Annotated in this window: 41 protein-coding genes; 40 read left to right on the plus strand and 1 reads right to left on the minus strand. The window is 36.2% G+C overall.

Translation table 11 applies throughout. The features are described from left to right. The first annotated feature begins 116 nt into the window (after window positions 1-116). Complete coding sequence (locus tag HMPREF2811_RS02115) at window positions 117-1,400, plus strand: uracil-xanthine permease family protein (protein ID WP_071407904.1); 1,284 nt, start codon at window positions 117-119, stop codon at window positions 1,398-1,400. An 82-nt stretch (window positions 1,401-1,482) separates the two neighbouring features. On the opposite strand, the gene HMPREF2811_RS02120 is transcribed toward HMPREF2811_RS02115, so the two are convergent. After that, the gene (locus HMPREF2811_RS02120) at window positions 1,483-2,109 is read right to left on the minus strand and encodes a hypothetical protein (protein ID WP_071407905.1); all 627 of its coding nucleotides are present in this window, start codon (window positions 2,107-2,109) and stop codon (window positions 1,483-1,485) included. 194 nt (window positions 2,110-2,303) lie between these two features. Here HMPREF2811_RS02120 and HMPREF2811_RS02125 point away from each other — a divergent pair, with 194 nt between their 5' ends. The 39 genes from HMPREF2811_RS02125 to rplQ all read left to right on the plus strand — a co-directional run bounded on the left by HMPREF2811_RS02125 (window position 2,304) and on the right by rplQ (window position 26,567). Next, window positions 2,304-3,182 carry a branched-chain amino acid ABC transporter permease gene (locus HMPREF2811_RS02125; RefSeq protein WP_071407906.1) on the plus strand — a complete coding sequence of 293 codons (879 nt, stop codon included), beginning with the start codon at window positions 2,304-2,306 and terminating at the stop codon, window positions 3,180-3,182. A 9-nt stretch (window positions 3,183-3,191) separates the two neighbouring features. Beyond that, on the plus strand, window positions 3,192-4,160 hold the full coding sequence (locus tag HMPREF2811_RS02130; RefSeq protein ID WP_071407907.1) for a branched-chain amino acid ABC transporter permease: 969 nt from the start codon (window positions 3,192-3,194) through the stop codon (window positions 4,158-4,160). Further along, window positions 4,157-4,933, plus strand: coding sequence for an ABC transporter ATP-binding protein (locus tag HMPREF2811_RS02135; protein WP_071407908.1), 777 nt, complete (start codon window positions 4,157-4,159; stop codon window positions 4,931-4,933). Before HMPREF2811_RS02130 ends, HMPREF2811_RS02135 begins: the two co-directional genes overlap by 4 nt. After that, a complete protein-coding gene (locus tag HMPREF2811_RS02140; protein WP_071407909.1) occupies window positions 4,933-5,637 on the plus strand; it encodes an ABC transporter ATP-binding protein in 705 nt (234 codons plus the stop codon). Before HMPREF2811_RS02135 ends, HMPREF2811_RS02140 begins: the two co-directional genes overlap by 1 nt. Window positions 5,638-5,643: 6 nt before the next feature. Then, complete coding sequence (locus tag HMPREF2811_RS02145) at window positions 5,644-6,291, plus strand: CBS domain-containing protein (protein WP_071407910.1); 648 nt, start codon at window positions 5,644-5,646, stop codon at window positions 6,289-6,291. A gap of 226 nt (window positions 6,292-6,517) precedes the next feature. Beyond that, a complete protein-coding gene (rpsL, locus tag HMPREF2811_RS02150; protein ID WP_066124412.1) occupies window positions 6,518-6,934 on the plus strand; it encodes a 30S ribosomal protein S12 in 417 nt (138 codons plus the stop codon). A gap of 52 nt (window positions 6,935-6,986) precedes the next feature. Continuing rightward, a complete protein-coding gene (gene rpsG / locus HMPREF2811_RS02155) occupies window positions 6,987-7,457 on the plus strand; it encodes a 30S ribosomal protein S7 (RefSeq protein ID WP_071407911.1) in 471 nt (156 codons plus the stop codon). Between the two features lie 101 nt (window positions 7,458-7,558). After that, on the plus strand, window positions 7,559-9,649 hold the full coding sequence (fusA, locus tag HMPREF2811_RS02160) for an elongation factor G (RefSeq protein WP_071407912.1): 2,091 nt from the start codon (window positions 7,559-7,561) through the stop codon (window positions 9,647-9,649). Between the two features lie 128 nt (window positions 9,650-9,777). Continuing rightward, entirely contained in the window at window positions 9,778-10,965 is a 1,188-nt protein-coding gene (gene tuf / locus HMPREF2811_RS02165; protein ID WP_071407913.1) for an elongation factor Tu, read from the plus strand. Window positions 10,966-11,251: 286 nt separating this feature from the next. After that, complete coding sequence (locus HMPREF2811_RS02170; protein ID WP_071407914.1) at window positions 11,252-12,478, plus strand: mechanosensitive ion channel; 1,227 nt, start codon at window positions 11,252-11,254, stop codon at window positions 12,476-12,478. A gap of 293 nt (window positions 12,479-12,771) precedes the next feature. Then, window positions 12,772-13,080 (plus strand): 30S ribosomal protein S10, encoded by a 309-nt coding sequence (rpsJ, locus tag HMPREF2811_RS02175; RefSeq protein ID WP_066124402.1) that lies wholly within the window; start codon window positions 12,772-12,774, stop codon window positions 13,078-13,080. A gap of 26 nt (window positions 13,081-13,106) precedes the next feature. After that, the gene (gene rplC / locus HMPREF2811_RS02180) at window positions 13,107-13,742 is read left to right on the plus strand and encodes a 50S ribosomal protein L3 (RefSeq protein WP_066124400.1); all 636 of its coding nucleotides are present in this window, start codon (window positions 13,107-13,109) and stop codon (window positions 13,740-13,742) included. A gap of 26 nt (window positions 13,743-13,768) precedes the next feature. Further along, a complete protein-coding gene (rplD, locus tag HMPREF2811_RS02185) occupies window positions 13,769-14,392 on the plus strand; it encodes a 50S ribosomal protein L4 (RefSeq protein ID WP_066124398.1) in 624 nt (207 codons plus the stop codon). Then, window positions 14,392-14,688 (plus strand): 50S ribosomal protein L23, encoded by a 297-nt coding sequence (locus tag HMPREF2811_RS02190; protein ID WP_071407915.1) that lies wholly within the window; start codon window positions 14,392-14,394, stop codon window positions 14,686-14,688. The genes rplD and HMPREF2811_RS02190 overlap by 1 nt, the downstream gene beginning before the upstream one ends. Window positions 14,689-14,724: 36 nt before the next feature. Beyond that, window positions 14,725-15,555, plus strand: a complete 831-nt coding sequence (rplB, locus tag HMPREF2811_RS02195) for a 50S ribosomal protein L2 (RefSeq protein WP_066124395.1) — start codon at window positions 14,725-14,727, stop codon at window positions 15,553-15,555. A 42-nt stretch (window positions 15,556-15,597) separates the two neighbouring features. Then, a complete protein-coding gene (rpsS, locus tag HMPREF2811_RS02200) occupies window positions 15,598-15,879 on the plus strand; it encodes a 30S ribosomal protein S19 (protein WP_066124393.1) in 282 nt (93 codons plus the stop codon). A 16-nt stretch (window positions 15,880-15,895) separates the two neighbouring features. Continuing rightward, window positions 15,896-16,252, plus strand: a complete 357-nt coding sequence (rplV, locus tag HMPREF2811_RS02205) for a 50S ribosomal protein L22 (RefSeq protein ID WP_066124391.1) — start codon at window positions 15,896-15,898, stop codon at window positions 16,250-16,252. A 3-nt stretch (window positions 16,253-16,255) separates the two neighbouring features. After that, entirely contained in the window at window positions 16,256-16,909 is a 654-nt protein-coding gene (gene rpsC, locus HMPREF2811_RS02210; protein WP_071407916.1) for a 30S ribosomal protein S3, read from the plus strand. 3 nt (window positions 16,910-16,912) lie between these two features. Then, the gene (rplP, locus tag HMPREF2811_RS02215) at window positions 16,913-17,347 is read left to right on the plus strand and encodes a 50S ribosomal protein L16 (protein ID WP_066124386.1); all 435 of its coding nucleotides are present in this window, start codon (window positions 16,913-16,915) and stop codon (window positions 17,345-17,347) included. Then, complete coding sequence (gene rpmC, locus HMPREF2811_RS02220; protein WP_066124384.1) at window positions 17,337-17,531, plus strand: 50S ribosomal protein L29; 195 nt, start codon at window positions 17,337-17,339, stop codon at window positions 17,529-17,531. Before rplP ends, rpmC begins: the two co-directional genes overlap by 11 nt. 27 nt (window positions 17,532-17,558) lie before the next feature. Next, window positions 17,559-17,825 (plus strand): 30S ribosomal protein S17, encoded by a 267-nt coding sequence (rpsQ, locus tag HMPREF2811_RS02225; protein ID WP_066124382.1) that lies wholly within the window; start codon window positions 17,559-17,561, stop codon window positions 17,823-17,825. A gap of 32 nt (window positions 17,826-17,857) precedes the next feature. Continuing rightward, the gene (rplN, locus tag HMPREF2811_RS02230; protein ID WP_066124379.1) at window positions 17,858-18,226 is read left to right on the plus strand and encodes a 50S ribosomal protein L14; all 369 of its coding nucleotides are present in this window, start codon (window positions 17,858-17,860) and stop codon (window positions 18,224-18,226) included. A gap of 26 nt (window positions 18,227-18,252) precedes the next feature. Beyond that, a complete protein-coding gene (gene rplX, locus HMPREF2811_RS02235) occupies window positions 18,253-18,555 on the plus strand; it encodes a 50S ribosomal protein L24 (protein ID WP_066124377.1) in 303 nt (100 codons plus the stop codon). 25 nt (window positions 18,556-18,580) lie between these two features. Continuing rightward, complete coding sequence (rplE, locus tag HMPREF2811_RS02240; protein ID WP_066124374.1) at window positions 18,581-19,123, plus strand: 50S ribosomal protein L5; 543 nt, start codon at window positions 18,581-18,583, stop codon at window positions 19,121-19,123. Between the two features lie 18 nt (window positions 19,124-19,141). Further along, window positions 19,142-19,327 (plus strand): type Z 30S ribosomal protein S14, encoded by a 186-nt coding sequence (locus tag HMPREF2811_RS02245; protein WP_066124372.1) that lies wholly within the window; start codon window positions 19,142-19,144, stop codon window positions 19,325-19,327. Window positions 19,328-19,360: 33 nt separating this feature from the next. After that, window positions 19,361-19,759, plus strand: coding sequence for a 30S ribosomal protein S8 (gene rpsH / locus HMPREF2811_RS02250; protein WP_066124370.1), 399 nt, complete (start codon window positions 19,361-19,363; stop codon window positions 19,757-19,759). A 41-nt stretch (window positions 19,760-19,800) separates the two neighbouring features. After that, the gene (rplF, locus tag HMPREF2811_RS02255) at window positions 19,801-20,337 is read left to right on the plus strand and encodes a 50S ribosomal protein L6 (protein WP_071407917.1); all 537 of its coding nucleotides are present in this window, start codon (window positions 19,801-19,803) and stop codon (window positions 20,335-20,337) included. A 44-nt stretch (window positions 20,338-20,381) separates the two neighbouring features. Continuing rightward, window positions 20,382-20,744: a 50S ribosomal protein L18 gene (rplR, locus tag HMPREF2811_RS02260; protein WP_071407918.1), complete on the plus strand. Its 363-nt coding sequence runs from the start codon at window positions 20,382-20,384 to the stop codon at window positions 20,742-20,744. Between the two features lie 21 nt (window positions 20,745-20,765). Continuing rightward, the gene (gene rpsE / locus HMPREF2811_RS02265; RefSeq protein WP_071407919.1) at window positions 20,766-21,269 is read left to right on the plus strand and encodes a 30S ribosomal protein S5; all 504 of its coding nucleotides are present in this window, start codon (window positions 20,766-20,768) and stop codon (window positions 21,267-21,269) included. Window positions 21,270-21,281: 12 nt separating this feature from the next. Then, the gene (rpmD, locus tag HMPREF2811_RS02270; protein ID WP_066124361.1) at window positions 21,282-21,461 is read left to right on the plus strand and encodes a 50S ribosomal protein L30; all 180 of its coding nucleotides are present in this window, start codon (window positions 21,282-21,284) and stop codon (window positions 21,459-21,461) included. Between the two features lie 32 nt (window positions 21,462-21,493). Next, window positions 21,494-21,934 carry a 50S ribosomal protein L15 gene (rplO, locus tag HMPREF2811_RS02275; RefSeq protein WP_071407920.1) on the plus strand — a complete coding sequence of 147 codons (441 nt, stop codon included), beginning with the start codon at window positions 21,494-21,496 and terminating at the stop codon, window positions 21,932-21,934. 1 nt (window position 21,935) lies between these two features. Further along, a complete protein-coding gene (gene secY / locus HMPREF2811_RS02280; protein WP_071407921.1) occupies window positions 21,936-23,228 on the plus strand; it encodes a preprotein translocase subunit SecY in 1,293 nt (430 codons plus the stop codon). Window positions 23,229-23,247: 19 nt separating this feature from the next. After that, window positions 23,248-23,898, plus strand: a complete 651-nt coding sequence (locus HMPREF2811_RS02285) for an adenylate kinase (protein WP_071407922.1) — start codon at window positions 23,248-23,250, stop codon at window positions 23,896-23,898. Window positions 23,899-23,953: 55 nt separating this feature from the next. Continuing rightward, entirely contained in the window at window positions 23,954-24,172 is a 219-nt protein-coding gene (infA, locus tag HMPREF2811_RS02290; protein WP_023391463.1) for a translation initiation factor IF-1, read from the plus strand. 33 nt (window positions 24,173-24,205) lie between these two features. Next, window positions 24,206-24,319 (plus strand): 50S ribosomal protein L36, encoded by a 114-nt coding sequence (gene rpmJ / locus HMPREF2811_RS02295; RefSeq protein WP_022155406.1) that lies wholly within the window; start codon window positions 24,206-24,208, stop codon window positions 24,317-24,319. Between the two features lie 21 nt (window positions 24,320-24,340). Then, window positions 24,341-24,706, plus strand: coding sequence for a 30S ribosomal protein S13 (gene rpsM / locus HMPREF2811_RS02300; RefSeq protein ID WP_066124353.1), 366 nt, complete (start codon window positions 24,341-24,343; stop codon window positions 24,704-24,706). 31 nt (window positions 24,707-24,737) lie between these two features. After that, on the plus strand, window positions 24,738-25,130 hold the full coding sequence (rpsK, locus tag HMPREF2811_RS02305) for a 30S ribosomal protein S11 (RefSeq protein WP_066124351.1): 393 nt from the start codon (window positions 24,738-24,740) through the stop codon (window positions 25,128-25,130). An 80-nt stretch (window positions 25,131-25,210) separates the two neighbouring features. Then, entirely contained in the window at window positions 25,211-26,155 is a 945-nt protein-coding gene (locus HMPREF2811_RS02310) for a DNA-directed RNA polymerase subunit alpha (RefSeq protein ID WP_071407923.1), read from the plus strand. A gap of 31 nt (window positions 26,156-26,186) precedes the next feature. Next, window positions 26,187-26,567 (plus strand): 50S ribosomal protein L17, encoded by a 381-nt coding sequence (gene rplQ / locus HMPREF2811_RS02315; RefSeq protein ID WP_066124348.1) that lies wholly within the window; start codon window positions 26,187-26,189, stop codon window positions 26,565-26,567. Window positions 26,568-26,786 lie beyond the last annotated feature (219 nt).

Here is a 26,786-nt window from a genome sequence, read left to right on the forward strand (position 1 = left end):
GAGAGTATACTAAGGCTACATGTTAGTTAACGATATTAGATCGTATAAGCCCTTAAGCCAAAAATAAGGGCTATTTTTGTATGCACTTTTACGAAAATAGCGGAAAAGAGGGAAAGATGGAGACATCAACAAACAAACCATTATTATTAGACGTTCATGAAAAGCCGGCCTTTTTACCTGGAGTGTTGCTGAGTTTTCAACATGTTTTTGCAATGTTTGGCGCAACAATTTTAGTGCCTTTAATCCTAGGGATGTCAGTCTCTACCGCTTTATTTGCTAGTGGTATTGGGACGCTTATTTATATCTTTGCAACGAAAGCGCAAGTTCCAGTTTATCTAGGGTCATCATTTGCTTACATATCAGCCATGGCGATAGCGAAAGAAGCAATGGGTGGCAAAATAGATGCAGCCCAAACAGGTATTATGTTGGTCGGGCTTATCTATGTCTTTACGGCTATTTTAATTAAAAAAATTGGTAGCGAATGGGTTAATCGTATTCTTCCGCCTGTAGTGATCGGTCCAATGATAATGGTTATTGGGTTGGGATTAGCGAATTCAGCCGTAACCAATGCGGGGTTTGTTAAAGAGGGTGATTGGCGAAATATTGTGGTTGCTTTGATTACATTTGGCGTGTCAGCTCTCATTACTGTCAAAGGCAAAGGGTTTATTAAAGTCGTACCTTTCTTAATTGCTATTATCGTAGGATACCTTTTTGCGATTGTTTTTGGCTTAGTAGATTTTACTCCAGTAGTTAATGCTGATTGGCTAGCCATTCCTGACATGAGTTTACCGTTTGCGACTTCTTTTTTGAGTTTAAAACAATATAATCTTTATTTTGGTCCGGAAGCTTTGGCCATATTACCGATTGCTGTCGTGACAGTGGCTGAACATATCGGCGATCATATCGTATTGGGAGAAATCACTAACCATGACTATGTTCAAAAACCAGGTTTACACCGCACATTAATTGGTGATGGGGTCGCAACTTTTGTGTCAGCCTTAATTGGGGGACCAGCTAATACAACCTATGGTGAAAATACTGGGGTTATTGGTATGACCAGAATAGCGAGTGTGTCAGTTATTCGAAATGCAGCCGTAATCGCGATTGTTTTAAGCTTCTTTGGTAAATTTACCGCCTTAATTTCAACCATTCCTAATGCGGTATTAGGTGGAATGGCAATCCTTTTATATGGAGTTATTGCAAGTAATGGATTAAAAGTCATGATAAAAGCAAGAACGAATTTTAATCACTCACGTAATCTCATCATTGCCAGTGCGATGTTAGTTATTGGTTTAGGGGGTGCTGTTTTAGAAGTGGGATCAGCTTTAACTATTTCAGGTACCGCTTTAAGTGCCATTGTCGGAGTTATTTTAAATCTAGTTTTACCAGAAGAAGATTAATAAAAAAACGATAGACATTTTCTATTTGTCGCTATCTGAAGTTAGCGTGGTAGAAAATGTCTATTTTAGTATGCAGTAGTACTCAACGGTGTCGCATCAAAACAAGTGCTGCTGCAATAGGGTTGAGTGGTAAACAAAGCCGTTCGAGGCTTTGAAGATTATAGAGCTTTAAGCGATCTTGCTTTTGAAACCAGTTAATTAAAAGTATTTTGACAATTGGGATGGTTTTATCAACACCCTCTACTTCAAAATGTAAGGTAGCTGCTAATGTTAAAGGAAACCAAGCAATGAGATTAAGTAACGATTGATGAATAATATATTCCGGTTCATCTTCGTGGATCATTAATAATTCATTACTTTTTAGTTGTTCTAGACTCATTGGTTGATGTAAAGTGTAGTGATGAGAGAGTTTATGAAAATTCACAGGGAAATTTTGATTTAGAAAAGTTAATAGCTCGTTAAAATATGATTGGCTATCTACAATAAGATTCTGTTGGTAAGCGGTGATGATTTTAACAATAGAATCGCCTAAAAAACCAACAGGTATCAAGTGGGATGAGTCTCCTAATTCACTTACAATAATTTTAGAGTAAACTTCTAAGGTTTGTTTTAGTAGCAGAAGGGATGGGATTCCTATTTTAGATTGTGTACCTTGAAACAAAGGATGAGTACTAATAGTAACAGCACAATTAACGATATGATGCGACATTCTTCAACCTCCTTAAGAAAACGTTTACTTTATTGTAATAAATTTAACAAAGGAAGTCTAGTTGGAATTTAATAGAATTAAAAGGCTTTATTTCTTAAAAATGATAAAGTTTCTCATAATTCAATTGAATTAATTAGTATTTTAAGGTATACTCCAACTACAAATTAAATTATAGTAAGAAGGGGTTAATGATTATGCAATTATTTATGCAACAACTCATAAACGGAATTGCCCTGGGGAGTATTTACGCTTTGGTCGCCTTAGGTTATACCATGGTTTATGGAACCATTAAATTAATAAACTTCGCTCATGGCGACATCTATATGGTGGGAGCTTTCTTTGGATATTATTTGGTCAGTATTTTACAAATGAATGTTTATTTAGCGATGATTGTCGCAATGTTCTTTTGTGCCATTTTAGGAGTAATGATCGAACGGATCGCGTATAAACCTTTGAGAAATTCAACACGTGTAGCAGCCCTTATTACTGCAATTGGTGTCTCTTATTTATTGCAAAATTCTATGATATATTTTGTAGGACCTGAAGTTAAGGCCTTTCCAAGTACCGTTACTAACCAAATTTATAGAGTGTTCGGATTAGTAATTAATTCTAAGCAAATACTTGTTTTTATCACAACCGTAATTTTTATGGTTTTATTACAAATTATTGTGAAATATACCAAGATGGGAAAAGCAATGCGTGCGGTAGCGGTTGATGCGGAAGCAGCTCAATTGATGGGTATTAATGTCGATCGAGTAATTTCTTTTACGTTTGCCCTCGGATCCGGTTTAGCAGGAATTGCAGGTGTATTAGTAGGTGTTTATTATAACTCAATTATTCCAACGATGGGGATTACGTATGGATTGAAAGCTTTCGTTGCAGCAGTGGTAGGTGGAATCGGCAGTATTCCAGGCGCGATGGTTGGTGGGTACTTGATTGGTTTATTAGAAACCATCGTTACTTTTTTAGGATGGTCAACGTATCGTGATGCGGCTGTTTATGGATTGTTAATTGTTATATTATTAGTATTACCTTCCGGATTGTTCGTTAAAAATGTTAGAGAGAAAGTTTAGGTGGTCAAGATGCAAAGATTACATTTTAAAAATATCATATGGTTACTGACCGCAATTTTAGGATTTGTATTATTGTCTTTTCTAGTTAATAGAGGTATTATTAATCGTTTTTATCAGATTACGCTAGTTACTATTATGATCAATATTATTTACGCTGTCGGACTGAATTTGGTCTTAGGAATTGCGGGACAATTTTCTTTAGGACATGCAGCTTTTATCGCAATTGGTGGATACTCAAGTGCGATCATTAGTAAATCATTTGAAAATAGTTTAATCGGCATGTTTGTAGGAATGGGAATTGGTATCGTGTTATCTATTTTACTAGCTTTAATAGTCGGAATTCCGACATTAAGATTAAAGGGGGACTATTTAGCCATTGCGACTTTAGGTGTTGCTGAAATTGTTCGGGTAGTCATTAATAATATGAGAGATTTAACTAATGGGCCAGCAGGAATTAGTGGAATCCCTCTCGTTACAACATGGCAATTAGTTTATTTCTTTTTAGTTTTAACGACCATATTTATTCTTAATTATGTCTACAGTAGTGCCGGACGTGCGACGATGGCGATACAACAAGATGAAATTGCTGCTGAAGCGATGGGAGTAGATGTAACAAAATATAAGGTGCTAGCATTTGTCATTGGGGCAATCACCGCCAGTATCGCAGGGGCATTACAAGCAAATTATATTGGTATTGTGACACCGAGTGATTATACTTTTGCTAAATCAATTGATATTTTAATTATTGTGGTGTTTGGTGGAATCGGTAGTTTTACCGGTACCTTTGTAGCCGCCGTTATTCTAGGAGTATTAAATGTGTTTTTACAAGATTTTGGCCAATTAAGAATGATCATTTATGGATTTGCAGTTATTTTAATTATGATTTTTAGACCAGGTGGTTTATTAGGGACTTCAGAATTAAGAATCGGCCAAATAGTCGCTAATTTGTTTAATCATCGTAAGGAGGTAGCTAAATGAGTTTATTAGAAGTAAATCAGTTGACTAAAAATTTTGGTGGTTTAGCGGCAGTCTCCAATGTATCGATGCATTTAGAAAAAAATGAATTAGTGGGACTGATTGGACCTAATGGGGCAGGTAAAACAACATTTTTTAATTTGTTAACCGGCGTTTATGTGCCAAGCGAAGGCGAAGTGAAAATGCATACGCACCAAGGGGAAAAAATATTAAATGGTCTAAAGCCGGATAAAATAAGTAGTTATGGTTTAGCTAGAACATTTCAAAATATTCGTTTATTCAAAGACCAACCTGTAATTGAAAATGTCATGGTAGCAATGAATCGTGAACAAGGTAATTCGATTTTTTCAACGGTTTTTAGAACTAAACATTATTATCAAACGGAAGAAAAATTAAGAGCAGAAGCAATGGCTTTATTGAAGATTTTCAATTTAGATCAGTTAGCGAATGAAAAAGCAAAAAATCTCGCTTATGGACAACAGCGCCGATTAGAAATTGTTCGAGCGTTGGCGACTAAACCGAAAATTTTATTTTTAGATGAACCCGCAGCTGGAATGAATCCTAATGAAACCGCAGAATTGACCGAGTTAATTGCACAAATCAGAGAGCAGTTTGATCTGACGATTGTTTTAATTGAACATGATATGTCATTAGTAATGAAAATCTGTCAAAGAATATATGTATTGGAGTATGGACGTTTAATCGCTCATGGTACTCCTGAGGAAATTAAACAAAATCCTGATGTAATCAGAGCGTACCTAGGAGGTGACGAATAATGCTTGTTGTCAATGATTTAGTTGTCAATTATGGTATGATTAAAGCGGTAAGACAAGTTTCATTTGAAGTTAAAGAAGGCGAAATCGTCACCTTAATCGGAGCAAATGGTGCTGGAAAGTCGACTATATTGAGGACAATCTCTGGATTGGTAAAACCCGCTTCGGGTTCAATGGTTTTTAATAATAATGACTTGCATAAAATGAGTCCACAAAATATTGTAAAAAATGGCCTAATACATGTGCCAGAAGGACGTCATGTGTTTAAAGGCATGACTGTTAAGGAAAATTTAGAAATGGGGGCTTTTTTAAGAAAGGATAAAGAAAACTTAGCGCGGGAAGTAGAAGAGGTTTTTGAGCGTTTCCCCGTTCTTAAAGAGAGAATTAATCAAGATGCTGCAACCTTATCCGGTGGTGAACAACAAATGTTAGCAATGGGAAGAGCGTTGATGTCAAAACCAAAATTATTATTATTAGATGAACCATCAATGGGTCTAGCTCCAATTTTTATCCGAGAAATATTCAATATAATAACGGAAATTAATAAAAAAGGCACGACCATTTTATTAATCGAACAAAATGCAAAAATGGCTCTTTCTATCGCAGACCGGGGTTATGTTTTAGAAACCGGTAAAATTGTTTCAAGTGGATCAGGTCAAGACTTATTAGCAAGTGATGAAGTTCAAAAAGCCTATTTAGGAGGTTAGTTAACGATGTATGTAAAAAATTATATGACTACTAATTTGATTTTAATTGGACCAGAAGCATCCATGATAGATGCTAATGATTTAATGAAGCAACACAATATTAATCGTTTGCCTGTAGTAGAAAATGAGCGTTTAGTAGGACTCATTACCCGCAATATTATTGTTGAAAATTCACCCTCAGGTGCGACAAGTTTAAGTAAATACGAACTCAATTATTTATTAGATAAAACAAAAGTAAAAGATATTATGGAAAAACAGGTTATCCAAATAACACCTGATCAACTACTTGAAGAAGCAGCAGTTATAATGCGTAATTCAAATATTGGGGTTTTAGTGGTAAGTGAAAACAACCATATAAAAGGTATCATCACGGATAAAGATATTTTTAGAGCCTTTGCTGACATCTCGGGCTATAATATTCCGGGTTCTAGTGTGGTAGTGGCAGTGCAACAAGATCGTCGAGGCGTTATTGAAGAGATTGGTGATGCCTTACTAGAATCAGATTCTAACCTGACCAATTTAGTGGTATATCATACAGAAGATGGGATTCGAGTCGTTATTCACATTGATAATGACAATCCTAATGATTTAGTTGAAAAACTAAAAAATCGAAATTTAATCGTCAATTCAGTCCAAGTTAAAGAAATAGAATAGGAAAATGAGCATTTTTGCTCATTTTTCTGTTTTTTTTAGTTGACGGAGCCTATAATTTATGATAAGTTTATGTAGGTGTTTTTAATGACAGATTCCTGAATACCAGTCGTGCTGACTGCTTAAAAACCCTATCATTAGGAGGCAACAAAGGTTGCTGTAAATTTTTTATTCAAAAATGACACACTTGGATGTGTGGACTAAGATTTTAAGAGAGGAGGACCTTTAAATGCCAACAATTAATCAATTAGTTAATAAACCACGTAAGTCAAAATCAACTAAATCAAATTCACCGGCTTTAAATAAAGGTTACAACAGTTTCAAAAAAGCTCAAACAGATACATTCTCACCTCAAAAACGTGGTGTTTGTACACGTGTGGGTACTATGACACCTAAAAAACCTAACTCAGCATTACGTAAATATGCCCGTGTTCGTTTATCAAACTTAATGGAAGTTACAGCTTATATCCCAGGGATTGGCCATAACTTACAAGAACACAGCGTGGTTTTAATTCGTGGTGGTCGTGTTAAAGACTTACCAGGGGTACGTTACCACATCGTTCGTGGTGCTTTAGATACAGCAGGGGTTAATAACCGTGCTCAAAGCCGTTCAAAATACGGTACTAAAAAACCTAAATCTAAATAAACAATTAAAATAGAGACTTAAATTAATACAATTTCAGAAAGGAGGATTTTGAATGCCTCGTAAAGGAGCAATCGCTAAACGTGAAGTTTTAGCAGATCCAATTTATAATTCAAAATTAGTTACCCGTACAATTAACCGTTTAATGGTTGATGGAAAACGTGGTAAAGCTGCAACAATCTTATATTCAGCTTTCGATATTATCCGTGAACAAACAGGCCAAGATCCATTAGAAGTTTTTGATCAAGCAATTGAAAACATTATGCCATTATTAGAAGTTAAAGCTCGTCGTGTCGGTGGTGCCAACTTCCAAGTACCAGTAGAAGTTCGTCCAGATCGTCGTTATACTTTAGCTATCCGTTGGTTAGTGAACTACTCACGTCTACGTGGAGAAAAAACAATGGAAACTCGTTTAGCTCGTGAAATCATGGATGCTGCCAACAATACAGGTGCTTCAGTTCGTAAACGTGAAGACACACATAAAATGGCAGAAGCAAATAAAGCATTTGCACACTACCGCTGGTAAGATTTTTATGTTAGAATTTTTAATGACAGCATTTTATTTAATGGTAAAATGCAGTCATTTGTTGACATCTACTCAAAAAATGAAAGAGGGGTATATTTCAGATGGCAAAACGAGAGTTTTCTCTTGAAAAAACACGTAATATCGGTATCATGGCTCACATCGATGCTGGTAAGACAACAACGACAGAACGTATCTTGTACTATACTGGTCGTATCCATAAAATTGGTGAAACTCATGAGGGTGGCGCTCAAATGGACTGGATGGAACAAGAACAGGAACGTGGTATTACCATTACTTCAGCTGCAACAACAGCTCAATGGAACAACCATCGTGTAAACATTATCGATACTCCAGGACACGTGGACTTTACTGTCGAAGTAGAACGTTCATTACGTGTATTGGATGGTGCGGTCGCATTATTAGACGGACAATCAGGTGTAGAACCTCAAACTGAAACAGTTTGGCGTCAAGCGAGTGCTTATAATGTTCCTCGTGTTGTATTCGTTAATAAGATGGATAAAACCGGTGCTGACTTCTTATATTCAGTAGGAACAATCCATAGCCGATTACAAGCGAATGCTCACCCTGTTCAATTACCTATTGGAGCTGAAGATAACTTCAGAGGTATCATTGATTTATTAAACATGAGAGCTTACTTATATAATAATGATTTAGGTACTGATATCGAAGAAATTGATATTCCTGAAGAATACCAAGAATTAGCTGAAGAGTGGCGTGATAAATTAGTTGAAGCTGTTGCTGAAACAGACGAAGAGCTAATGATGGCTTACCTTGAAGGTGAAGAAATTGACGTACCTACCTTAAAAGCAGCTATCCGTAAAGCAACTGTAGCAGCAGAATTCTATCCAGTATTCTGTGGTTCAGCTTTCAAAAACAAAGGTGTTCAATTATTGCTTGATGGAGTAATTGATTATTTACCTGCACCAATCGATATTCCTTCAATTAAAGGGACTTTACCTGATACAGGTGAAGAAGTAGAACGTCATGCAGATGACTCAGAACCGTTCTCAGCATTAGCATTTAAAGTTATGACAGACCCATTCGTTGGTCGTTTAACATTCTTCCGTGTTTACTCTGGAACTTTAGAATCAGGTTCATACGTTAAGAACTCTACTAAAGGGAAACGTGAACGTGTCGGACGTATCTTACAAATGCACGCTAACTCTCGTCAAGAGATTTCAGAAGTATTCTCTGGAGACATTGCTGCAGCTGTCGGATTAAAAGATACAGGTACTGGCGACACTTTATGTGATGAAAAAGAAGAAGTTATCTTAGAATCAATGGAATTCCCAGAACCAGTTATTGAAGTTGCAATTGAACCAAATTCAAAAGCAGATCAAGATAAAATGGGGATTGCTTTACAAAAATTATCTGAAGAAGATCCAACCTTCCGTGCATCAACTAACCATGAAACTGGACAAACAATCATCGCTGGTATGGGTGAGTTACACTTAGATATTATCGTGGACCGTTTGAAACGTGAATTTAAAGTTGAAGCAACTGTAGGTGCTCCACAAGTTTCATATCGTGAAACATTCCGTGGTACTACTCAAGCAGAAGGTAAATTTGTTCGTCAATCAGGTGGTAAAGGACAATACGGTCACGTATGGATTGAATTTACACCAAATGAAGAAGGTAAAGGATTCGAATTCGAAAACGCGATTGTTGGTGGGGTTGTTCCTCGTGAATATATTCCTGCAGTCGAAGCCGGCTTGAAAGATGCAATGGAAAACGGTGTGTTAGCTGGGTTCCCATTAGTTGATATTAAAGCTAAATTGTATGATGGATCTTACCATGATGTCGATTCATCAGAAACAGCCTTTAAAGTAGCCGCGTCAATGGCATTGAAAGCAGCTGCGAAAAAAGCTAATCCATCTATTTTAGAACCAATGATGGCCGTAGAAATTACTGTTCCTGAAGAATACTTCGGTGATGTAATGGGTCACATCAACGCTCGTCGTGGACGTATTGAAGGTTCAGAAGTACGTGGTAATGCACAAATTGTTAAAGGTATGATTCCTTTAGCAGAAATGTTTGGATATGCAACTACATTACGTTCAGCAACTCAAGGACGTGGTACATTCTCAATGACATTTGATCACTATGAAGATGTTCCTAAATCAATTGCTGAAGAAATCATTGCAAAATACGGTACTAAATCAGCTGAATAAGCCTGAATTAGCACACTAAAATCTAGAAGGACTGTATTATTGAAATTATAGTCCTTTCTAGGTATAATAATTATGATAGATTAATCATCTATAAAAATAGAACTTATTCTTAGGAGGAATTAACTAAAATGGCAAAAGAAAAATTTGACCGCTCAAAACCACACGTTAACGTTGGTACATTAGGACACGTTGACCACGGTAAAACAACATTATCAGCAGCTATCGCAACAGTGTTAGCAAAACAAGGTTTCGGACAAGCTCAAGCTTACGACCAAATCGATAACGCTCCAGAAGAAAAAGAACGTGGAATCACAATCAATACTTCTCATATCGAGTATGAAACAGCTAATCGTCACTACGCTCACGTTGACTGCCCAGGACACGCGGACTACGTTAAAAACATGATCACTGGTGCTGCTCAAATGGACGGTGCAATCTTAGTAGTTTCTGCAGCTGATGGTCCAATGCCTCAAACACGTGAACATATCTTATTATCACGTCAAGTAGGTGTTCCTTACATGGTTGTCTTCTTAAATAAAGTTGACATGGTTGACGATGAAGAATTATTAGAATTAGTTGAAATGGAAGTTCGTGATTTATTATCTGAATACGAATTCCCTGGAGACGACGTTCCAGTAATCGCTGGTTCAGCTTTAAAAGCTTTAGAAGGCGAAGAACAATATGAAGCTAAAGTATTAGAATTAATGGAAGCTGTAGATACATACATTCCAGAACCAGTTCGTGATACTGAAAAACCATTCATGATGCCAGTTGAAGACGTGTTCTCAATCACAGGTCGTGGTACAGTTGCTACTGGACGTGTTGAACGTGGACAAGTTAAAGTTGGTGACGAAGTTGAAATCGTTGGTATTGCTGAAGAAATTAGCAAAACAACTGTAACTGGTGTTGAAATGTTCCGTAAATTATTAGATTACGCTGAAGCTGGAGATAACATTGGTGCGTTATTACGTGGTGTTACACGTGAACAAATCCAACGTGGTCAAGTATTAGCAAAACCAGGAACAATTACACCTCATACTAAATTCGAGGCTGAAGTTTATGTATTATCAAAAGAAGAAGGTGGACGTCATACTCCATTCTTCGCTAACTACCGTCCTCAATTCTACTTCCGTACAACAGACGTTACAGGTGTTGTAGAATTACCAGAAGGTACAGAAATGGTAATGCCTGGAGATAACGTTGCAATGACAGTTGAATTAATTCACCCAATCGCGATTGAAGATGGAACTCGTTTCTCTATCCGTGAAGGTGGACGTACTGTTGGTGCTGGTACAGTTACTAAAGTTATTCAATAATTTTAATCAAATTATTTAGGTGATTGATTTTAGTCAATCACCTTTTTTTATGCTAAAAAGTGGAATTTTCTGTAACGAAGTGTTACTTTCTCTATCGATACTAAAAACAAAGGTTCGTTGTCAAAGGGTGAGGGTAACATAAGTGACTCTGATTACTCAAAGCCCTGCGCTTTAAAGTACCGAGCATTGATTAAACAGAATTTAAAAAGTTTATGCTAGCTTCATGACGACTAGCAATTTATTGTGAGTATTGATATAATTATTGAAGTTAGAAAGGAGCACCTATATGAAAATAAATGAACTATTTAATAAGATATATTCTGCATTACCAGGACTTTTAGGCGCTGGCCTACTGTTGGTCATAGCCTTATTTATGGCTTTTTTAGCAAAAAAATTAACAACAAAAGGATTGGATAAAGTAGAGTTTGATACTAAATTGCAAAAATGGGGAATGGCGAAGAATGACGAGGAATCGAATATCTTTATTGAAACAATAGGTTCTCTGGTGTATTTTGTGACCATTCTATTATTTACACCTTTCATATTTACTGGCTTGAATTTATCTGGTGTAGCGGACCCAGTTATTATAATGCTAGATAAATTTTGGGATTTTATCCCTAATCTACTAGTATCCGTGATGATTATTATCATCGGATCTTATTTATGTAAATTTATCAAAAAATTAAGTCGCAATTTATTCGAAGGAATTGACGTTGATCGTTGGTATAGAAAGTTAATCGGGCAGCAGGAAACTGCAGATTTTGTTACAGAAACTCGGTTAGCTGAAGTTTTATCTTCTATTATATATGTTTTGATTTACATTCCTATTATTACAGTAGCTCTACAAATATTAGGCATATCGACCATCTCAGATCCCATTGTTTCTGTATTGAATCAAATTGTGAGTGTGATCCCAAATGTATTAGCCGCTGTCGTTTTAGTCATCATTGGAAACTTTATTGCTAAATTAGTCGCTGATTTGATTGAGAGTATGTTGAAAACTTCAGGTATTGATAAATATTCACAGTATTTAAACTTTAAAGGCGAAACGAGTATTTTGATATCCAATGTATCTGCTCAAATTATTCAAGCGGTATTGATGATATTTTTCCTAGTAGAAGCCATTTCGGTTTTACAATTAGATGTATTAAACTCAATTGGTAATTCGATAATTGCCTACTTGCCTGCTGTTGTGAGCTCAGTTATTATCTTAGCAGTAGGGATTATTGGTGGAAATGTATTAGCTACATTTTTAGCGAAAGTATCGGGCAGTAAACTGTTTGGAGAATTCATTCGATATGGGGTTATTATCTTTGCTGTCTTCATGACCTTGGATCAATTAAAATTTGCACAAACGATTGTCAATACTAGTTTTACTATGTTGCTCGGTGCATTTGCAGTTGCTTTTGCTTTAGCCTTTGGATTGGGTGGAAGAGACTTTGCTGCCAAACAACTTGAAAAAGCAGATCGGGCTTTAAATAATGAAGCGGATCTAAATGAAAAAAGTGAATAAATCAAATAAAATAAGCCGTGTAAAAGGCTTATTTTATTTGATTAAAATTGAAAACGAAACCACAAAAAAAGTTTCAAAAAAGCCTTGCTATTACACATTGTTTTCCGTATAATAATAGCTGTGCCTATTTATAGGGATTATTATGCTCTAAAACAGGCCCCCTTTATTTAAGAGGGAGACGGCAATGAAGCGAGAGGTTGTGACACACTAGGGTGAGTTGCCACGGCTTAGTTGGTCAGAAATTCTTGTGGAGCAAGTCATATTAATTAAATTTGACGAAGGAGGAAACAAAAATGGCAAAACAAAAAATCCGTATTCGTTTAAAAGCTTATGAACATAGAGCTTTAGACGTATCAGCGAACAAAATCGTAGAATCAGCACAAAGAACAGGAGCGAAAACAGCTGGACCAATTCCATTACCAACTGAACGTTCTTTATATACTGTTATTCGTGCGACACATAAATACAAAGATTCTCGTGAGCAATTTGAAATGCGTACACACAAACGTTTAATCGACATTATTGAGCCAACTGCTAAAACAGTAGATGCTTTAATGAAATTAGACTTACCAAGTGGTGTGGACGTAGAAATTAAATTATAAAAATAAAATAAAACGGAGGTGTACTCATGACCAAAGGAATCTTAGGAACAAAAGTAGGAATGACTCAATTCTTCACAGAAAATGGTGAATTAATTCCAGTAACTGTTGTTGAAGCTGCTCCAAACGTAGTTTTACAAGTAAAAACAGTTGAAACTGACGGATACGAAGCTGTCCAATTAGGATATGGCGATTTACGTGAAGTATTAACAAACAAACCTGCTAAAGGTCATGTAGCAAAAGCAAATGCTACTCCTAAGCGCTTCATTCGCGAATTTCGTGATGTTGAGCTTGGAGAATATGAAGTAGGGCAAGAAATCACAGTAGAAACATTCGCGGTGGGTGACATCGTCGATGTAACAGGAACATCTAAAGGGAAAGGTTTCCAAGGTGTAATTAAACGTCACGGCCAAAGTCGTGGACCAATGGCACATGGTTCTCGTTTCCACCGTCGTCCTGGATCAATGGGTATGGCGTCAGATGCTTCTAAAGTATTTAAAGGTAAAAAATTACCTGGACAAACTGGTGGCGATCGTGTAACAATTCAAAACTTAGAAATTGTTTCAGTTGACGTTGAAAACAATGTTATCTTAATTAAAGGTAATGTTCCAGGAGCTAAAAAATCTTTAGTAGAAGTTAAACAAGCTATTAAATCAGTTAAATAATATCGAGGAAGGAGGAACGAGATAAAATGCCAAAAGTTACATTATTTAAACAAGATGGTTCTACAGCGGGAGAAATCGAATTAAACGAAGCTGTCTTCGGTATCGAACCAAACGAAGGAGTTATGTTCGATGCGGTTATTATGCAACGTGCATCATTACGTCAAGGAACACACGCTGTGAAAAATAGAAGTGCAGTGCGTGGTGGAGGACGTAAACCATGGAGACAAAAAGGGACTGGTCGTGCGCGCCAAGGTTCTATTCGCTCACCACAATGGGTTGGTGGAGGAACTGTATTTGGTCCAACACCTCGTTCATACAGTTATAAATTACCAAGAAAAGTTCGTCGTTTAGCTTTACAATCTGTGTTATCACAAAAAGTATTAGACGGAAAATTAATTGTAGTTGATTCATTACAATTTGATGCACCAAAAACAAAAGAGTTCAAACAATTCTTAAATAACATTAATGTTGATTCTAAAACTTTATTAGTTTTAGAAGGAGAAAACACTAATGCGTTTTATTCAGCTCGTAACATCAATACTGTTAAAGTCATTGACGACAATAACGTTAACGTATTAGATGTCATGAATTACGATACAGTAATTCTTACACAAGCTGCACTTTCTACAGTAGAGGAGGCTTTAGCATAATGCAATTATCAGAAGTGATTTTACGTCCAGTTATTACTGAGCAATCAATGCGCTTAATGGATGAAAATAAATATACTTTCGAAGTTGATCGCCGTGCAGACAAACCTTATATTAAACAAGCGGTTGAAGCAATGTTCGAAGGAGTTAAAGTTGCTAAAGTAAACACTGTTAATGTTGATGGTAAATTAAAACGTATGGGCCGCTACCAAGGCTTCACTCGTAAATATAAAAAAGCTATTGTAACATTAACACCTGATTCAAAAACAATCGAATTATTTGGCTCAGAAGCTGAATAATAATTAGTAAATATAGTAAAATAGGAGGGCATTTAAGTGGCTATTAAACATTACAAACCAACCTCTAATGGTCGTCGTAATATGACAGGCTACGATTTCTCAGAAATCACAACTTCAAAACCAGAGAAATCTTTATTAACTAGTCAAAAACAAAAAGCTGGTCGTAACAGTCAAGGTAAAATCACTGTTCGTCACCACGGTGGCGGTAACAAACGTGCATACCGTGTTATTGACTTCAAGCGTAATAAAGACGGTGTTGTTGGTACAGTTGCAACAATCGAATACGATCCAAACCGTTCAGCAAACATCGCTTTAATCCATTATGAAGATGGAGTGAAGACTTATATCCTTGCTCCAAAAGGTCTTAAAGTAGGACAAAAAATCCAATCTGGAGACGATGCGGATATCGTAATCGGTAACGCTTTAACATTAGCGAACATTCCAGTAGGTACAGTTGTTCATAACATCGAATTAAAACCAGGTAAAGGTGGACAATTAATTCGTTCAGCTGGTACAAGCGCACAAGTATTAGGACATGAAGGAAAATATACTTTAGTACGTTTAAATTCAGGTGAAGTACGTATGATTTTATCTACTTGTCGTGCAACAGTTGGTACAGTAGGAAATGAACAACACGAATTAATTAACATTGGTAAAGCAGGTCGTTCTCGTTGGTTATCTAAACGTCCAGAAGTACGTGGATCTGTAATGAACCCTAATGATCACCCACACGGTGGTGGTGAAGGTCGTGCGCCAATCGGTCGTCCAGCACCATTAACTCCTTGGGGTAAAAAAGCTCTTGGTATGAAAACTCGTGATGCTAAGAAAAAATCTAGCAAGTTAATCATTCGTGGTCGTAAAAAATAATAAATAGACAGTTTCGAAAAAATCGAAGGGAGGCTACACACTGTGAGTCGTAGTTTGAAAAAAGGACCTTTCGTTGATGCCCATTTAATGAAAAAAGTTGAAGAGCAAAACGAAAGCAGTAAAAAACAAGTAATTAAGACATGGTCTCGTCGTTCTACAATCTTCCCTAATTTTATTGGGTTAACTATTGCAGTATACGATGGACGCAAACATGTACCAGTGTATGTACAAGAAGATATGGTTGGTCATAAATTAGGCGAATTCGTACCAACACGTACATATAGAGGTCATGCTGCCGATGACAAAAAGACTAAGAAACGTTAATTAAGGAGGAACTAAGATGTCAGAACAAATTACATCTGCAAAAGCAATCGCAAAAACAGTTCGTATTGCGCCTCGTAAAGTTCGTTTAGTAGTCGATCTTATCAGAGGTAAAAAAATTGGAGAAGCAATGGCTATTTTAAAATATACGCCAAAATCAGCATCTCCAGTAGTTGAAAAAGTTTTAAAATCTGCAATCGCGAACGCTGAACATAATTATGATTTAGATTTAGAAAACTTATATGTAAGTGAAGCTTATGTTAACGAAGGACCAACTATGAAACGTTTCCGTCCACGTGCAAAAGGATCAGCTTCACCAATTAACAAACGTACAAGCCACATTACAATCGTGGTATCAGAAAAAGAGGAGGCTTAATTAATGGGTCAAAAAGTACATCCAATTGGTATGCGTGTAGGCGTAATCCGTGATTGGGATGCTAAATGGTATGCAGATAAGCAATATGCAGACTTCTTACATGAAGATTTACGCATCCGCGAATTCTTATTAAGCAAATTATCAGAGGCCTCTGTATCAACTATCCAAATTGAACGCGCATCTAATCGTGTGGTTGTTTCAATTCATACTGCTAAACCAGGTATGGTTATCGGTAAAGGTGGTTCAGAAGTCGATGCAATTCGTGCTGAATTAAATAAATTAACAGGCAAAAAAGTTCACATTAATATTGTTGAAATTAAAAAACCTGAGTTAGACGCAAAATTAGTTGCAGAAGATATCGCAAGACAATTAGAAAACCGTGTTGCATTCCGTCGTGCACAAAAACAAGCAATTCAACGTGTTATGAAAGCTGGAGCGCAAGGAGTTAAAACAATGGTTTCAGGACGTTTAAACGGAGCAGACATGGCTCGTACTGAAATGTATTCTGAAGGAACTGTTCCTTTACATACATTACGTTCAGATATCGATTATGCTTGGGAAGAAGCAGATACAACATACGGAAAATTAGGAGTTAAAGTATGGATTTGCCGTGGTGAAATCTTACCACAACGCAATACTGAGAAAGGAGGGAACTAATCAATGTTAGTACCAAAACGTGTAAAACACCGTCGTGAGTTCCGTGGGAAAATGCGCGGAGAAGCAAAAGGTGGAAAAAATGTAGACTTCGGTCAATATGGTTTACGTGCAACAGAATCTTCATGGATTACCAACCGTCAAATTGAAGCAGCGCGTATCGCGATGACAAGATTTATGAAACGTGGTGGGAAAGTATGGATCAAAATCTTCCCTCACAAATCTTATACATCTAAACCAATCGGAGTTCGTATGGGTTCTGGTAAAGGGGCACCTGAAGGATGGGTTGCACCAGTTAAACGTGGCAAAATCTTATTTGAAATTGCTGGGGTAAGTGAAGAAGTTGCACGTGAAGCATTCCGTTTAGCGTCTCACAAATTACCTGTCAAAACAAAATTCGTAAAACGTGAAGAATATGGTGGTGAATCGAATGCAAATTAAAGAAATTAGAGAATTATCCACTGCTGAAATGGTAGCGAAAGAACAAGAATTCAAAAAAGAATTATTCAACCTTCGATTCCAATTAGCTACAGGACAATTAGAAAACACTGCCCGTTTACGTCAAGTACGTAAATCTATTGCTCGTATCAAAACAGTCTTGCGTGAGCAAGAGTTGTCTAAGTAACCACAGGCAAAAGGAGGCACATAAACAATGACTGAAACACGCAATCAACGTAAAGTATACCAAGGTCGTGTCGTATCTGACAAAATGGATAAAACCATCACAGTTCAAGTAGATACTCGTAAAACACACCCAAAATATGGTAAACGTGTAAAATACTCTAAAAAATATAAAGCACATGATGAATTAAACAGTGCAAAAGAAGGCGACATCGTACGTATCATGGAAACTCGTCCATTATCTGCTACGAAACGCTTCCGTTTATTAGAGATTGTTGAAGAAGCAGTAATCATCTAATATACAGTTAATCTGGAAGGAGGAAATCGAAAATGATTCAAACAGAAAGTCGATTAAAAGTTGCCGACAACTCAGGTGCACGTGAAGTTTTAACAATAAAAGTTTTAGGTGGATCTGGTCGTAAAACAGCTAATATCGGTGACGTAATTGTCGCGTCGGTAAAACATGCAACACCCGGTGGAGTTGTTAAGAAAGGTGACATTGTTAAAGCTGTAATCGTTCGTTCTAAATCAGGAGCACGTCGTAAAGATGGTTCTTATATCAAGTTTGACGAAAATGCTTGTGTAATTATTCGTGATGATAAGAGCCCTCGTGGTACTCGTATCTTTGGTCCAGTTGCACGTGAATTACGTGATAACAACTACATGAAGATTGTTTCACTAGCTCCAGAAGTTCTGTAATACTAAACGAAGGAGGAAACCAAATTATGCGTATCAAAACAGGCGATAAAGTTCAAATTATAACTGGTAAAGATAAAGGTAAACAAGGTACAGTATTAAAAACTTTACCAAAGAAAGATCAAGTTGTAGTTGAAGGCTTAAATCTTGCTAAAAAACATGTTAAACCATCACAGACTGGTACAGGCGGAATCGAAGAATTCCCAGCACCAATTCACGTATCTAATGTTAAATTAGTAGACTCTAAAGGAGAGGCTACTCGTGTTGGATACCGCTTCGAAGATGGTAAAAAAGTTCGTTATTCTAAAAAATCAAACGAAACAATTAACTAATCTAAGAAGGGAGGAAAAATAATTTATGGTAAATCGTTTAAAAACTAAATTTACTGAAGAAGTAACACCAAAATTAGTTGAACAATTTGGTTATACATCAGTAATGCAAGTTCCAAAAGTTGAAAAAATCGTTGTTAACATGGGTGTTGGTGACGCTGTTTCTAATGCTAAAAACTTAGAAAAAGCTGTTGACGAATTAACCTTATTAACAGGTCAAAAACCAATTGTTACAAAAGCGAAAAAATCTATCGCTGGTTTCCGTTTACGTGAAGGTATGCCGATTGGTGCAAAAGTTACTTTACGTGGCGAAAGAATGTATGACTTCTTAGATAAATTAATCACTGTTTCTTTACCTCGAGTACGTGACTTCCAAGGTATCTCAAATAAAGCCTTTGATGGTCGTGGAAACTACACTTTAGGTGTTAAAGAACAATTAATTTTCCCAGAAGTTAATTATGATAATGTAGATAAAGTGCGTGGTATGGATATTGTTATTGTAACTACCGCACAAACAGATGAAGAAAGTCATGCTTTATTAAAAGAATTAGGCATGCCATTTAAAAAATAATTAAGGAGGCGAATTTAATTGGCTAAAACATCAATGGTTCAAAAGAACAAACGTACACCTAAGTTTAAAGTGCAAGAGTATACACGTTGCGAACGTTGTGGACGTCCACACTCAGTTTACCGTAAATTCAAACTTTGCCGTATTTGCTTCCGTGAACTTGCTTATAAAGGTCAAATTCCTGGCGTTAAAAAAGCTAGCTGGTAATTTTTAAAAGTTAATATAGGAGGTAAACAAATTATGGTTATGACAGATCCAATTGCAGATTTTTTAACCCGTATTCGTAACGCGAATCGTGTGGGTCATAAAACTGTTTCTGCTCCATCTTCAAACATGAAAGTTGCCATTGCTGAAATCTTAAAAAATGAAGGTTTTATCAAAGGATACGAAGTAATCGAAGATGGCAAACAAAACGAATTAAAAATCCAATTAAAATACGGTCGTAATAATGAAAAAGTTATTACAGGTATTAAACGTATTTCTAAACCAGGTTTACGTGTATATGCTAAAAATGAAGATTTACCTAAAGTATTAAATGGTTTAGGTATTGCTATCGTATCGACTTCAAACGGACTTGTAACAGATAAACAAGCTCGCAAAGAAGGTATCGGTGGCGAAGTATTAGCGTATGTTTGGTAATTTTAAATAATTAATTATAAAATAAAAGGAGGTGCAGCCCTGTGAGTCGTATCGGTAATAAACCAGTAGCAATTCCAGCAGGCGTAACCGTTGAAGTAAAAGGTCATACAGTGACTGTAAAAGGTCCTAAAGGCGAATTAACTCGCGATTTAGTACCAAATATCCAAGTAGAAGTTAAAGAAAATGAAGTAGTTTTCACTCGTCCAAATGATTCAAAAACTAACCGTTCATTACACGGAACAACACGTTCTATCGTAAACAATATGATCGTTGGTGTTTCTGAAGGCTTCAAAAAAGAATTACAATTAATCGGTGTTGGGTACCGTGCTCAAAAATCTGGTAAGAAATTATCTTTAAACGTAGGTTTATCACATCCAGTTGAGTTCGAAGAATCTGAAGATGTTGGATTCGAAGTACCAAACAATACTACTATAATTGTACAAGGATTTAATAAAGAAAAAGTTGGCGAATTAGCTGCTAACATTCGTGGCGTACGTCCACCTGAACCATATAAAGGTAAAGGTATCCGTTATGTTGACGAGTTTGTACGTCGTAAAGAAGGTAAAACAGGTAAATAATAAGCCTGTTTCATATATCATTTATACATATATTTTAATAAGAGGTGAAAATTGTGATTACTAAACCAGATAAAAATAAGTTGCGTAAAAAACGCCACGCTCGTGTAAGAAACCGTATCTCTGGTACTGCTGAGTGCCCACGCTTGAATGTATTCCGTTCGAATACACACATCTACGCTCAATTAATTGATGACGTAGCGGGTGTGACGCTAGCAAGTGCCTCTAGTAATGAAGAATCAATTTCAGGAACTAAAGTAGAACAAGCTACTACAGTTGGGAAATTAATAGCTGAACGCGGAGCAGAAAAAGGACTTAAAGCTGTCGTATTTGATCGTGGAGGATATATTTACCATGGTCGTGTTAAAGCTTTAGCTGAAGCTGCACGTGAAAACGGCTTAGAATTTTAGAAAGAAGGAGGATGTCGATTCATGGTATTTATTAATCCAGCTAACTTAGAAAATTTAGAAGAACGTTTAGTTACGATTAACCGTGTTACTAAAGTAGTAAAAGGTGGACGTCGTTTACGTTTCTCTGCATTAGTAGTTGTTGGTGACCGTAACGGACACGTAGGATTTGGTACTGGTAAAGCTCAAGAAGTTCCAGAAGCTATCCGTAAAGCTGTCGAAGATGCTAAAAAAAATTTAATCGAAGTTCCGACAGTTGGAACTACAATTCCTCACGAAGTTATTGGTGAATTCTGTGGTGGTAAAGTGTTATTAAAACCTGCTACTGCCGGTTCTGGGGTTGCTGCTGGTGGACCAGTACGTGCCGTAATTGAATTAGCAGGGGTTGCCGACGTAACATCTAAATCATTGGGTTCTAATACACCTATTAACATGATCTCTGCAACTATTGAAGGATTAAAACAATTAAAAATTGCAGAAGAAGTTGCTGCATTACGTGGGAAATCTGTTGAAGAAATTTTAGGTTAGGAGGACAATTTAATGGCGAATATTGAAATTACATTAAAACGTAGCCTAATTGGACGTCCTAAAAATCATATCGCAACTGCAAAAGCATTAGGATTAACTAAAACTTATAAAACAGTTGTTAAACCTGACAATGAAGCAGTTCGTGGAATGATTAGTACAATTAGTCATTTAGTAGAAGTTAAAGAAGCTTAATTATATAATTTAAAATAAGGAGGTGCCCAAGAATGCAACTACATACATTACAACCTGTAGCTGGATCACGTAAAGAACGTAATCGTGTTGGTCGTGGACAAGGTTCTGGTAACGGTAAAACAGCTGGACGTGGTCAAAAAGGACAAAAACAACGTTCAGGTGGTGGGGTACGTTTAGGATTCGAAGGTGGACAACAACCATTATTCCGTCGTTTACCAAAACGTGGATTCACAAACATTAATCGTAAAGAATATGCGATTGTTAACGTTGAAACATTAAACCGCTTTGAAGATGGCACAACAGTAACACCAGCATTATTAATTGAATCAGGAATCATTAAGAATGAATTATCAGGTGTTAAAATTTTAGGTGAAGGACAACTGGAAAGAAAATTAACTGTACATGCAGCTAAATTCTCCAAAAGTGCAGAACAAGCAATCACTGCAGCTGGTGGATCTATCGAGGTGATCTAATATGTTTACAAACTTGAAAAATGCATTTGCGAGCAAAGAAATTCGTGGTAGAATTCTTTTCACGCTTTTCATTTTTGCAGTATTCAGATTAGGTTCTCATATTCCAGTTCCTGGTGTGGATGCTTCGGCCATTCAACAAATAGCGTCAACCGGAGTATTAGGTTTACTTAATACTTTTGGTGGAGGAGCGCTTAAACGTTATTCAATTTTCGCTTTAGGTGTCTCTCCTTATATCACTGCGTCAATTATTATTCAATTATTGCAAATGGATATTGTCCCGAAATTTACTGAATGGGCAAAACAAGGTGAAGTCGGTCGTCGTAAATTGAATCAAGCAACAACCTACACTGGAATTGTTCTTGGCTTTATTCAAGCCTTTGGTTTATCCGCTGGATTTAACCAATTATCTGGCTTGGGCCTTGTAAAAAATGCTACAATGACTACATATTTGACAATCGCTTTAGTCTTAACAGCTGGGACCATGTTTCTAGTGTGGTTAGGAGAGCAAATAACTCGCAATGGTATTGGTAATGGGGTCTCAATGATTATTTTTGCCGGTATCGTAGCAGAGGTTCCACAACAGTTTATCACTTATTTCCAAACTTATTTAAAAGGGGCAGGAAAAGAATTAAACCGTAACTTAATGTTATTAGGATTGTTAATTTTAGTCTTTATCATTTTAATTGTTATTGTAGTTATAATGGAACGTGCTCAATTACGTATTCCAATTCACTACTCAAAGAAAGCTTCAGGAGCGAAACAAACAGCACACTTACCATTAAAAATTAATTCTGCTGGGGTAATTCCAGTAATCTTTGCATCATCTGTTCTGACCACTCCGGCAACAATTATGAATTATCTAAATTTTGCCAATGATGGTGGATGGAAAGAAGTTGTCTATAATTTATTTAACTTACAACATGTATATGGAGCAATCTTCTATACGTTCTTATTAATTGTATTTTCGTATTTCTATTCATTAGTTCAAGTTAATCCTGAAAAAGTAGCTGAAAACTTACAAAAATCAGGTGGGTATATTCCAAGTATACGTCCAGGACATGATACTGAAAATTACCTGACAAGAACAATCAATAGATTGAGTGGTTTAGGATCATTATACTTAACGTTAATTGCTGTCTTACCAATTGTCGGTGGATTTTTATGGAACATTCCAAGTAATATTGCCTTAAGTGGAACAAGTTTACTTATCGTAGTGGGTGTTGCAATCGAAACAGCAAAACAAATTGAAGGTCGAATGGCTAAACGTCGTTACACTGGATTTTTACAATTATAAAAAAGGGTGCATAAAATCAATGAATATTTTATTAATGGGCTTACCAGGTGCTGGTAAAGGAACTCAAAGTGAATATATTTCTCGTGACTATGATATGATTCATATTGCAACAGGAGATATATTCCGTGAAGCAATTAAAAATGAAACCCCATTGGGTTTAAAAGCAAAATCATATACAGATCATGGAAATTTAGTTCCAGATGATATTACAAATGCTATTGTTCGCGAAAGATTAGCTCAATCTGATGTAACCGAAAATGGTTTCATGTTAGATGGTTATCCAAGAACAAGTGCTCAAGCAGAAGCTTTAGATACTAACTTAGAAGAATTAAATACTCAAATCGATGCAGTTATCTATATCGATGTGGATCAAGAAGTATTAAAAGATCGTTTGAGTGGTAGAATCATTTGCCGTAAATGCGGTGCTACATATCATAAGCTATATAATCCGCCTAAAGAAGCAGGTATCTGTGATCAATGTGGTTCAACAGATTTCTATCAAAGAGAAGATGACAAACCTGAAAAGGTTGCTCATCGTATAAATCTCCAAATGGAATCAATTCGACCAATACTTGATTATTATAACCAACGTGGAATTTTATATACCATTAACGGTGCTCAAGCTATTGAAGATGTTTATCGTGAAGTTCGTGCTATTTTAGAAAAATAGAGAGTTTGTTATAATGATTATTAGTATCAATTAAAGGTAAGAGGAGGAAGTATGAATGGCTAAAGATGATGTAATTGAAGTTGAAGGTACAGTCATTGAAACTTTACCGAATGCAATGTTTAAGGTTGAATTAGAGAATGGGCATGAAATTCTAGCCCACGTTTCAGGTAAAATTCGTATGAACTACATCCGAATCTTACCGGGAGATAAAGTTACGATTGAACTTTCTCCATATGATTTGACACGTGGTCGAATTACATACCGCTTTAAATAACCATTAGGTTAAAATTTAAGGAGGGAAATTAATATGAAAGTAAGAGCATCAGTAAAACCAATTTGTGAAAAATGTAAAGTTATCAAACGTAATGGAAAAGTTATGGTAATTTGCGAAAATCCAAAACACAAACAACGTCAAGGTTAAGAAAAGGAGGTATACTTAAATATGGCTCGTATTGCAGGAGTAGATATTCCGCGTGAAAAACGTGTAGTTATTTCTTTAACTTATATTTACGGTATTGGAAAAAATACTGCAGAGAAAATTTTAGCTGAAGCGAATGTTTCAGTTGATACTCGTGTTAAAGATTTAACAAACGATGAATTAGATCGTATCCGTGCTATTGTTGACGGTATTAAAGTCGAAGGAGATTTACGTCGTGAAGTTTCTTTAAACATCAAACGTTTACAAGAGATTGGTTCATACCGTGGTTTCCGTCATCGTCGTAATTTACCAGTTCGTGGACAAAACACCAAAAATAATGCACGTACTCGTAAAGGACCTAAGAAAATGGTCACAGGAAAAAGTAACTAATAAAATTTAGTAAGAAGGAGGTAAATAGTTCATGGCAAAGAAACAACAAGTTCGTCGCCGTCGTCGTGTGAGAAAAAATATTGAAAAAGGTGTAGCACACATCCGTTCAACATTTAACAACACTATTGTAATGATTACTGACGTTAATGGTAATGCAATTTCTTGGTCTTCAGCTGGATCATTAGGATTCCGTGGTTCAAGAAAATCTACTCCATTCGCAGCTCAAATGGCATCAGAAGTAGCAGCTAAAGGTGCTATGGAACATGGTATGAAGACAGTTGAAGTAACTGTTAAAGGCCCAGGTGCTGGTCGTGAATCAGCGATTCGTTCATTACAAGCTACTGGATTAGATGTTACTGCTATTCGTGATGTAACACCAATTCCTCATAACGGTTGCCGTCCTCCAAAACGCCGCCGTGTATAATGAGTTAGCTCATTAAGCTACATGTAATGCTACGATTTATCATTACAATTTGAACGTTTTGAAAGGGGATATATTAACCAATGATCGAGATTGAAAAGCCAGAAATTAGAACGATTGAAGTCAGTGACGATTCCAAATTTGGTAAGATCGTGATTGAGCCACTAGAACGTGGATATGGAACTACCCTTGGGAACTCATTACGTCGTATTTTGTTATCTTCGTTACCAGGAGCTGCTGTTACAAGCATCCAAATTGATGGAGTATTACATGAGTTTGCTACCGTTAATGGCGTTGTAGAAGACGTCCCAACGATGATTCTTCACTTAAAACAGTTAGCATTAAAACTACATTCAGACGAACCAAAAATTGTTGAATTGAATGTTGTGGGCCCTAAAACTGTTACAGCTGCTGATATTATCCATGATAATGAAGTGCAAATTTTAAACCCAGATTTATATATTTGTACTTTAGCTGAAGGTGCCGAATTAAGCATGCAAATCAATGTATCGACTGGACGTGGATATGTTCGTGGAGAACATAATAAACGTGAAGATATGCCAATTGGAGTATTGCCAATTGATTCAATTTACACACCAATTCAAAAAGTGAATTATCAAGTAGAAAATACTCGTATTGGACAAAAAAATATCTATGATAAATTAACGATGGATATTTGGACCGATGGTTCAATTAGTCCTGAAAAATCATTAAGTCTTGCTGCGAAAATTTTAACTGAGCATTTAAATATCTTTGTTAACTTAAATGATGAAGCACGCCAAACTGAAATCATGGTTGAAAAAGAAGAAGCTGAGAAAGAAAAAATGTTAGTCATGACGATTGAAGAATTAGATTTATCTGTTCGTTCATATAATTGTTTAAAACGTGCAGGAATTAATACGATTCAAGAGTTAACTAACAAGACAGAAGCTGAAATGATTAAAGTTCGTAATTTAGGACGTAAATCATTAGAAGAAGTAAAACAAAAACTTGAGAATTTAGATTTAAGTCTACGTCAAGATGACTAGAATTTTGATAATGTAAAGGAGGAAACCAAGTATGGCATACCGTAAATTAGGACGTAAAAGTGCTCAACGTAAAGCTTTATTACGTGATTTAACTACAGATGTTTTAATTAACGAACGTATCGAAACAACTGAAGCACGTGCTAAAGAAGTTCGTAAATTTGTTGATAAAATGATTACTTTAGCTAAACGTGGTGATTTAGCATCTCGTCGTCAAGCAGCTGCTTTCTTACGTAATGAAATTGCAGACGCACGTATTGAAGATGAAGAAGTAGTGGTTGAACGCGTATTACAACGTTTATTCGACACATATGCTACTCGCTATGAAGATCGTAATGGTGGTTACACACGCATCCTTAAAAAAGGACCTCGTCGTGGAGATGGCGCACCAGTTGTTATTTTAGAATTAGTTTAATAACAAGCTTTATGTAGATAACTTTTATGATGGGGAGCGTTATGATTGATGAATCATTCATTGGTCTAGCTCTATAGCACATAATACAAATGTATTATATATGGCTAGGATAAATTTTCCTAGCCGAGTGCTATTCATCGTAAAAGCTTTTTTTTTGCGGATTTTTCCGTTTTTTTTATTACATTTTTCGTAAGCGTCCTATATCAGAGTATCTTGATA

This window comes from Globicatella sp. HMSC072A10 (genome assembly GCF_001811625.1).
Lineage (GTDB): Bacteria > Bacillota > Bacilli > Lactobacillales > Aerococcaceae > Globicatella > Globicatella sanguinis.

Bases quoted from the DNA above. Each gene is read 5' to 3' on its own strand.
- rplO (WP_071407920.1), top strand. From the start codon at position 21,494: ATGCAACTACATACATTACAACCTGTAGCTGGATCACGTAAAGAACGT.
- HMPREF2811_RS02170 (WP_071407914.1), top strand. From the start codon at position 11,252: ATGAAAATAAATGAACTATTTAATAAGATATATTCTGCATTACCAGGA.
- infA (WP_023391463.1), top strand. From the start codon at position 23,954: ATGGCTAAAGATGATGTAATTGAAGTTGAAGGTACAGTCATTGAAACT.
- HMPREF2811_RS02130 (WP_071407907.1), top strand. From the start codon at position 3,192: ATGCAAAGATTACATTTTAAAAATATCATATGGTTACTGACCGCAATT.
- rpmJ (WP_022155406.1), top strand. From the start codon at position 24,206: ATGAAAGTAAGAGCATCAGTAAAACCAATTTGTGAAAAATGTAAAGTT.
- rpsG (WP_071407911.1), top strand. From the start codon at position 6,987: ATGCCTCGTAAAGGAGCAATCGCTAAACGTGAAGTTTTAGCAGATCCA.
- rpsK (WP_066124351.1), top strand. From the start codon at position 24,738: ATGGCAAAGAAACAACAAGTTCGTCGCCGTCGTCGTGTGAGAAAAAAT.
- rplC (WP_066124400.1), top strand. From the start codon at position 13,107: ATGACCAAAGGAATCTTAGGAACAAAAGTAGGAATGACTCAATTCTTC.
- rpsM (WP_066124353.1), top strand. From the start codon at position 24,341: ATGGCTCGTATTGCAGGAGTAGATATTCCGCGTGAAAAACGTGTAGTT.
- HMPREF2811_RS02190 (WP_071407915.1), top strand. From the start codon at position 14,392: ATGCAATTATCAGAAGTGATTTTACGTCCAGTTATTACTGAGCAATCA.
- secY (WP_071407921.1), top strand. From the start codon at position 21,936: ATGTTTACAAACTTGAAAAATGCATTTGCGAGCAAAGAAATTCGTGGT.
- rpsC (WP_071407916.1), top strand. From the start codon at position 16,256: ATGGGTCAAAAAGTACATCCAATTGGTATGCGTGTAGGCGTAATCCGT.
- rpsQ (WP_066124382.1), top strand. From the start codon at position 17,559: ATGACTGAAACACGCAATCAACGTAAAGTATACCAAGGTCGTGTCGTA.
- HMPREF2811_RS02125 (WP_071407906.1), top strand. From the start codon at position 2,304: ATGCAATTATTTATGCAACAACTCATAAACGGAATTGCCCTGGGGAGT.
- rplQ (WP_066124348.1), top strand. From the start codon at position 26,187: ATGGCATACCGTAAATTAGGACGTAAAAGTGCTCAACGTAAAGCTTTA.
- rpmD (WP_066124361.1), top strand. From the start codon at position 21,282: ATGGCGAATATTGAAATTACATTAAAACGTAGCCTAATTGGACGTCCT.
- rplE (WP_066124374.1), top strand. From the start codon at position 18,581: ATGGTAAATCGTTTAAAAACTAAATTTACTGAAGAAGTAACACCAAAA.
- rpsJ (WP_066124402.1), top strand. From the start codon at position 12,772: ATGGCAAAACAAAAAATCCGTATTCGTTTAAAAGCTTATGAACATAGA.
- HMPREF2811_RS02120 (WP_071407905.1), bottom strand. From the start codon at position 2,109: ATGTCGCATCATATCGTTAATTGTGCTGTTACTATTAGTACTCATCCT.
- rpsL (WP_066124412.1), top strand. From the start codon at position 6,518: ATGCCAACAATTAATCAATTAGTTAATAAACCACGTAAGTCAAAATCA.
- tuf (WP_071407913.1), top strand. From the start codon at position 9,778: ATGGCAAAAGAAAAATTTGACCGCTCAAAACCACACGTTAACGTTGGT.
- fusA (WP_071407912.1), top strand. From the start codon at position 7,559: ATGGCAAAACGAGAGTTTTCTCTTGAAAAAACACGTAATATCGGTATC.
- rplN (WP_066124379.1), top strand. From the start codon at position 17,858: ATGATTCAAACAGAAAGTCGATTAAAAGTTGCCGACAACTCAGGTGCA.
- rplP (WP_066124386.1), top strand. From the start codon at position 16,913: ATGTTAGTACCAAAACGTGTAAAACACCGTCGTGAGTTCCGTGGGAAA.
- HMPREF2811_RS02135 (WP_071407908.1), top strand. From the start codon at position 4,157: ATGAGTTTATTAGAAGTAAATCAGTTGACTAAAAATTTTGGTGGTTTA.
- HMPREF2811_RS02285 (WP_071407922.1), top strand. From the start codon at position 23,248: ATGAATATTTTATTAATGGGCTTACCAGGTGCTGGTAAAGGAACTCAA.
- rpsH (WP_066124370.1), top strand. From the start codon at position 19,361: ATGGTTATGACAGATCCAATTGCAGATTTTTTAACCCGTATTCGTAAC.
- rplX (WP_066124377.1), top strand. From the start codon at position 18,253: ATGCGTATCAAAACAGGCGATAAAGTTCAAATTATAACTGGTAAAGAT.
- rplD (WP_066124398.1), top strand. From the start codon at position 13,769: ATGCCAAAAGTTACATTATTTAAACAAGATGGTTCTACAGCGGGAGAA.
- HMPREF2811_RS02140 (WP_071407909.1), top strand. From the start codon at position 4,933: ATGCTTGTTGTCAATGATTTAGTTGTCAATTATGGTATGATTAAAGCG.
- HMPREF2811_RS02310 (WP_071407923.1), top strand. From the start codon at position 25,211: ATGATCGAGATTGAAAAGCCAGAAATTAGAACGATTGAAGTCAGTGAC.
- rplV (WP_066124391.1), top strand. From the start codon at position 15,896: ATGTCAGAACAAATTACATCTGCAAAAGCAATCGCAAAAACAGTTCGT.
- HMPREF2811_RS02115 (WP_071407904.1), top strand. From the start codon at position 117: ATGGAGACATCAACAAACAAACCATTATTATTAGACGTTCATGAAAAG.
- HMPREF2811_RS02145 (WP_071407910.1), top strand. From the start codon at position 5,644: ATGTATGTAAAAAATTATATGACTACTAATTTGATTTTAATTGGACCA.
- rpsE (WP_071407919.1), top strand. From the start codon at position 20,766: ATGGTATTTATTAATCCAGCTAACTTAGAAAATTTAGAAGAACGTTTA.
- rpmC (WP_066124384.1), top strand. From the start codon at position 17,337: ATGCAAATTAAAGAAATTAGAGAATTATCCACTGCTGAAATGGTAGCG.